Origin of the sequence: Ruoffia sp. FAM 26254 (genome assembly GCF_045528545.1) — a bacterium.
Lineage (GTDB): Bacteria > Bacillota > Bacilli > Lactobacillales > Aerococcaceae > Ruoffia > Ruoffia halotolerans.
In genome coordinates this window covers 1-2,020 of the sequence record NZ_JBGQQY010000090.1, presented here as the reverse complement: position 1 = coordinate 2,020, position 2,020 = coordinate 1, and the positions used below count along the sequence as shown (strand labels likewise).

The following is a 2,020-nucleotide window of genomic DNA, read 5'->3' as shown; positions in this document are numbered from 1 at the left end:
TTCCTCCAAGTTAAGCGTCGTAACTTAAACTTTAGAGGTAAACTGGATGACTAACAAGGCTTTTTTTGTTGCCTGGTTATGTACTTTTAGGCTGCAATCTTATGTATTATTATATTGCCATAAACAACTGCTTTTAATTAAAGAATAAAGCACCGATAAATGCAGGAGAACTGCATTTATCGGTGCTTATTTATGGTCTGATACTCATTTCTTCTAGTCGCTTACGTACTTCTTTGGCTCTTGCTACTGATAAATCACAAGTTAAACCATTTTTTAAAGTAATGATTTTTTCTTTTTGATTAACACTTTCAATCATCATTATATTCGCAATAAATGATTTGTGAACACGGATAAATTCCTCATGTGATTTTTCAATTGCCTTTAAACTTTCATAGAACTGATAATGTCCATTTGTAGTAATGATTGCCACTTTATGCGGCTGAGATAAACTTTCGAAATATATAATATTATCTAAAGCGATTGAGCGCATTTTACTACCTACTTTAAATGTATATTGTCTTTTTACTTCTGAATTTAAATGTTGTCTCTCACCAATCACATTCAAAATTTCTATTATTCGGTTTTGTAATTCTTCAGGTGTCTTTTTTACTATGTAATCAATCGCTTCAACTTTATAACGAAAAGTAACCGGAGCTAATTCTGCGTGTGTAGTTATAAATACAATTTTACCTAAGTCATCAACCTTTCTTATCTCTTTAGCTAAGTCTAAACCATTCATATCATGGTTTAAATCAATATCAAGAAAATAGATTGCATTCGAAGCTTTTTCAGAACTAATTGCTTCTAAAAGAATGAGTGGGTTCACAGATGCCAGGCTGAGTTCCATATCAAGTGATTCAATCATAATGTAATTAGCAATGACTTCACTCATATAGGCTAATTGCTTCTTGTCATCTTCGCAAATATAAATAGATTGCATCAAATCACCTCTCTTGGGATGATCAGCTCTTGAGTAAACACCTGATCATTAATTTGAGTATTAAGCAGTATCATAGACTTATCTACTAGTCTATCTAAGTTAAAGAGTCCAATCCCTCGTTCTGCCCCTTTGGTTGAATATCCGTTTTCTTTTAATGTAACTAAACTTTCAATATTTACTCGGCAAGAGTTTTCTACAATTATTAGGGACTCCAATTCTTCTTGGATTAATGAAACCGATAGCTCTCCATGTTGAATTTCTGCCGCTTCTTCGATGGCATTATCTAAAATAATGCCTAACATACGTGGCAATGATAATGTTTCATCTGTTTCAATAAACATACTTTCTGACACTTCAATGTTCACAACAATCCCTCGTGACTTGGCATATAATAGTTTAGTATAGATTAAGTTTCGTAAGTCAGCATTTTGTAAGTAAATTAGTTTACCTAATTGCCGATTGGTATCATCTGTTTGAATGTCATGTTTATCTAAGACTCGTTCAAAATAATCCCGTAATTGATCCCACTCTTCAGCTTTTATGAATCCATCAAGACTAAGCAATATATTTTGATAATCATGACGAAACTGACGAACATCATCATATTGCCTTGTAATCAACTGATTATATTGTTGATTAACTTCTTCTTGAGCTTTTTCTTGTTCAATCATTCGAATTTGCTCACTGCTATTGTGAAAGAATATAAGTACTAGAACAAATAATACACTCGCGAATAAATAAACACTTCTAAATATAGTAAGCATTGAATCATTGAGTAAGAAATACTCGAAAAGATTCATCAGTTGAGCATAATAAACAACAAAGAAAATGCACAAAATAATAATATAAATGAATGTTTTTGCATTGATATAATATCTGTAGAACCACTTTATAAGTTGTCGAGTAAGGAAAGTCAGAATACTAATAAAAGCTAAAGTAATTATAATTGTCATCCAAAAATGAGGTAGTTGAACATAGCTCATGAGAGTGTAAAATATCTTGTGTAAATAGAAAAAAGGAAGCCCCTTCTGTAGAATAGAGTTACCACACTACATTCACAGAAAAGAGGACTTCCCTATG

Annotated in this window: 2 protein-coding genes; both read right to left on the bottom strand. The window is 31.8% G+C overall.

What is annotated here, in order from left to right; translation table 11 throughout:
- Window positions 1–190: 190 nt before the first annotated feature.
- Window positions 191–940: a LytR/AlgR family response regulator transcription factor gene (locus tag ACEN3Z_RS11735; RefSeq protein WP_407090963.1), complete on the bottom strand. Its 750-nt coding sequence runs from the start codon at window positions 938–940 to the stop codon at window positions 191–193.
- Window positions 940–1,611 (bottom strand): sensor histidine kinase, encoded by a 672-nt coding sequence (locus ACEN3Z_RS11730; protein WP_171031254.1) that lies wholly within the window; start codon window positions 1,609–1,611, stop codon window positions 940–942. The genes ACEN3Z_RS11735 and ACEN3Z_RS11730 overlap by 1 nt, the downstream gene beginning before the upstream one ends.
- Window positions 1,612–2,020 lie beyond the last annotated feature (409 nt).